Genomic DNA, 3,855 nt, shown 5'->3' on the forward strand with positions numbered 1-3,855 from the left:
AACTACGGCGCGCGCGTCATCGTCTGCGTCGACGACGTGGCGAACGTGGCCGATCTCTCGGCGGCGGCGGAGAAGCATGGCACCACGATCGAGTGCTTCGTCGAGATCGACTGCGGCGCCGGGCGCTGCGGCGTGACGACGACCGAGGCGGTGGTGGAGATCGCGCAGGCGATCGACGCGGCGCCGGGGCTGAAATTCACCGGCCTCCAGGCCTATCAGGGCGCGATGCAGCACATGGACGGCTACGAGGACCGCAAGGCCAAGCTCGACGCCGCCATCGCCCAGGTGAAGGACGCGGTCGCAGGTCTCGAAGCGGTGGGGCTGAAGGCCGAACTGGTCTCCGGCGGCGGCACCGGCAGCTACTATTTCGAGTCGAACTCGGGCGTCTACAACGAGCTGCAGTGCGGCAGCTACGCCTTCATGGACGCCGATTACGGCCGCATCCATGACCAGGACGGCAAGCGCATCGACCAGGGCGAATGGGAGAACGCGCTCTTCATCCTGACGAGCGTCATGAGCCACGCCAAGGCCGACAAGGCGATCTGCGACGCCGGGCTGAAGGCGCAGTCGGTCGACTCCGGGCTGCCGTTCATCTACGGCCGCGACGATGTGAAATACATCAAATGCTCCGACGAGCACGGTGTCATCGAGGACAAGGAGGGCGTCCTGAAGGTCAACGAGAAGCTCCGCCTCGTGCCGGGCCACTGCGACCCGACCTGCAACGTGCACGACTGGTACGTGGGCGTCAGGAACGGCAAGGTCGAGACGCTCTGGCCGGTCTCCGCCCGCGGCAAGGCCTACTGAGCGACCACCGGACGAGCCCTTCGCGGCGTCCATCGCGTGACAAATGGACGCCGCGACGCTTCGCGGGGATACGGGCGTGGCCGGCCTCGCAGGCATGTGACGCGTTCTTCGATGGTTGGTGTCTTCATGGCAGGAGAGAAGAATGTCGCATGCTGAACTGACGGGCACGAACGCCGCCCCGGGCGAGGAGAACGCGCTCCGGCCGGTCACCGACGCCGAGAAGAGCTGGGGCTGGTTCGCGATCTTCAACATCTGGGCCAACGACGTTCAGTCGTTGTTCGGCTATAGCCTCGTCGCGTCGCTGTTCATCTCCTACGGCGTCAGCGGCTGGACCGCCTTCGCGGCGCTCATCGTCGCGGGTCTCATGGTGATGTTCCTCGTCAATCTCTCCGGCGCGCCCGGCGAGAAATACGGCATTCCCTATCCCGTGCTGGCGCGGGCGAGCATGGGAACCTCCGGCGCCAAGCTGCCGGCGATCCTCCGTGCCACCGTGGCGGTGTTCTGGTACGGTGTGCAGGTCTATTTCGCCTCGACGGCGCTGGCGCTGCTGATCCGCTCGATCACCGGCATCTCCGGCGGGGGCGAGTTCCTGGGGCTGACCGGGATCGACTGGATGTCCTTCCTGCTCGTCTGGGTCTTCCACATCGTCATCTTCTGGCGCGGCATGGGCTGGGTCGAGACCTTCCTCAATATCGCGGGACCCTTTGTCTATCTCGTCATGATCGGCCTCGTCGTCGTGCTTTGGCAGCGCTCGGACGGGCAGCTCCTGTCGGCGGCGCGGACGATCTTCGCCAATCCGGAGGGCACCTGGGTCAGCGAGATCAACGGCTTCATCGCCATCATCGGCACCATGGTGGCCTATTTCGCGGCGGTGATGATCAACTTCAGCGACTTCTCGCGCTATGCGAAGGACCGGCGCGCGATGGTTCTCGGCAATCTGGCGGGACTCCCGTTCAACATGATCCTGTTCTCGGGGCTGGCGCTTCTCACCACCGCGGGCGCGGCCGTGGTCTTCGGCGAGGAGATCATCAATCCGACCGAGATCGTGGAGCGCACCGACAGCGTCCTCCTGAGCGCGATCGCCGCGATCACCTTCTTCGCCGCGACGGTCGGCATCAACCTCGTCGCGAACTTCATCCCGGCCGTGAACGGCATTGCCAACCTCGCGCCGGAGCGGATCACCTTCCGGGCCGCGGGCATCGTCACCTCGATCTTCGCGCTGGTGATCGGCGGTCTCTGGACGAGCTTCATCAGCGAGTTCGGGATCAGCGGCTTCGTCAATACGCTGGGCGCGACGCTCGCGCCGCTCTACGGCATCATGATTGTCGACTACTATCTGCACCGGAACCAGACGCTCGACCGCGCCGGTCTCTATGATCTCGACGGCGGCCCGTATCACTACGGCGACGGCTGGAACCGGAACGCCATTCTCGCCTTCGGGGGCGCCGCGGTCTTCTCCGTCGCCTCGGTCTGGGTGCCGGCTCTCGCTTGGCTCACCGGCTATGCCTGGCTCATCGGGGCGGGGCTCGGGGCGCTGATCTTCCACCAACTTTCCGGGCGGCGCGTGAACGCCTGACAGAGACCCGGATGCGCGCGCGGCACCGACGCGCGTGTCCGGGGCCCGGGTTCATGACAAGACAGGAGTATGTCGATGCTGATCGTACCTGAGAACCGGATCGCCGAGCTGATGACGCCCGAGGACGCGTTCGAGGCGGTCGAATCCGTCTTCGCCGCGATGGCGCGGGACGAGGCCTACAATTTCCCGGTGATCCGCGAGGCGATCGGCCACGCCGACGCGCTCTATGGTTTCAAGGGCGGTTTCGACCGTGCCGGCGCCGCGCTGGGGCTGAAGGCGGGCGGCTACTGGCCGAACAACCACGAGCGCGGGATCATCAACCATCAGTCGACGATCTTCCTCTTCGACCCGGATACCGGCCGGGTCGCGGCGGCGGTCGGCGGAAACTACCTGACGGCCGCGCGGACGGCGGCGTCCTCGGCCGTGTCCATCAAGCATCTGTCGCGTCCCGATTCGAAGGTGCTCGGCATGATCGGCGCAGGCCACCAGGCTGCCTTCCAGATGCGCGCGGCGCTGCGCCAGAGAGATTTCGAGAAGGTGATTGGCTGGAATCTTCACCCCGAAATGCTGTCCCGTCTCGCCGATATCGCGACCGAGGCCGGCCTGCCCTTCGAGGAGGTCGATCTCGATCGGCTGGGGGCCGAGGCGGATGTGATAATTTCCATCACCTCGAGCTTCGCGCCGATCCTGAAGGCCGCGCAGGTTTCGCCCGGCACGCATATCGCCTGCATGGGCACCGACACCAAGGGCAAGCAGGAGGTCGAGCCCGAATTGCTCGTGAGGGCCGCGGTCTTCACCGACGAGGTCGCCCAGTCGGTCTCGATCGGCGAGGCGCAGCACGCGATCGCCTCCGGGTTGATCGAAGCCTCGGCGATCACACCGATCGGCAAGGTGATCGCCGGCGCCCATCCCGGGCGGAGCTCCGCCGAGGAGATCACGCTCTTCGACGGAACCGGGGTCGCCCTCCAGGACCTCGCCGTGGCGAGCGCGGTGGTCGAGCGCGCCCGCGCCGCCGGTGTCGCGACCGAGGTCGAGATCTGATCCGTTCGGGAGCGCGTCGGTCATGCCGGCGCGCTCCCGGGTCTTCCGCCGTCGCGCGTGCGCGAAATAAAGTGGCTGGTTCACCACGACGATTGTCTGTCTTGTTGCTTTAGGGGCCTCCCGCGCTATGCTGCGCCGCATCGGACAGGGCGAGCCTCGGCTTGCACGCCGGCTTGCGCGCGGGGGCTCTCCGTGCTGTCCTGAAACAAAAACAGGGTCCATGGAGTGGGAACGCCAGATGCCAGATGACATGCACGAGCCTTCGGAAGAGACGGTTTCGCGGGCGCTTTTGGGCGCGGATGGGTATGAGGAGATGTACCGGGCTTCGATCGATGATCCGGACGGGTTCTGGGGGGAGCACGGGAAGCGTCTCGACTGGATCACGCCGTTCGAGCGGGTGAAGAACACCTCCTTCGCCTATGACGATGTGTCGA

General features: G+C 65.9%; 4 protein-coding genes. All 4 read left to right on the plus strand.

Annotated elements, in window-relative coordinates:
• Positions 1 to 804: DSD1 family PLP-dependent enzyme (locus ACLJK8_RS22230; RefSeq protein WP_413152605.1), on the plus strand; the 804-nt coding region annotated here is incomplete at its 5' end.
• 142 nt (positions 805 to 946) lie between these two features.
• Complete coding sequence (locus ACLJK8_RS22235) at positions 947 to 2,380, plus strand: NCS1 family nucleobase:cation symporter-1 (protein ID WP_413152606.1); 1,434 nt, start codon at positions 947 to 949, stop codon at positions 2,378 to 2,380.
• A gap of 75 nt (positions 2,381 to 2,455) precedes the next feature.
• Complete coding sequence (gene bhcD / locus ACLJK8_RS22240) at positions 2,456 to 3,421, plus strand: iminosuccinate reductase BhcD (protein ID WP_413152607.1); 966 nt, start codon at positions 2,456 to 2,458, stop codon at positions 3,419 to 3,421.
• A gap of 238 nt (positions 3,422 to 3,659) precedes the next feature.
• On the plus strand, positions 3,660 to 3,855 hold a 196-nt coding region (locus ACLJK8_RS22245), incomplete at its 3' end, for an acetyl-coenzyme A synthetase N-terminal domain-containing protein (protein WP_413152608.1).

Source organism: Amaricoccus sp. W119 (genome assembly GCF_047275745.1).
Lineage (GTDB): Bacteria > Pseudomonadota > Alphaproteobacteria > Rhodobacterales > Rhodobacteraceae > Amaricoccus.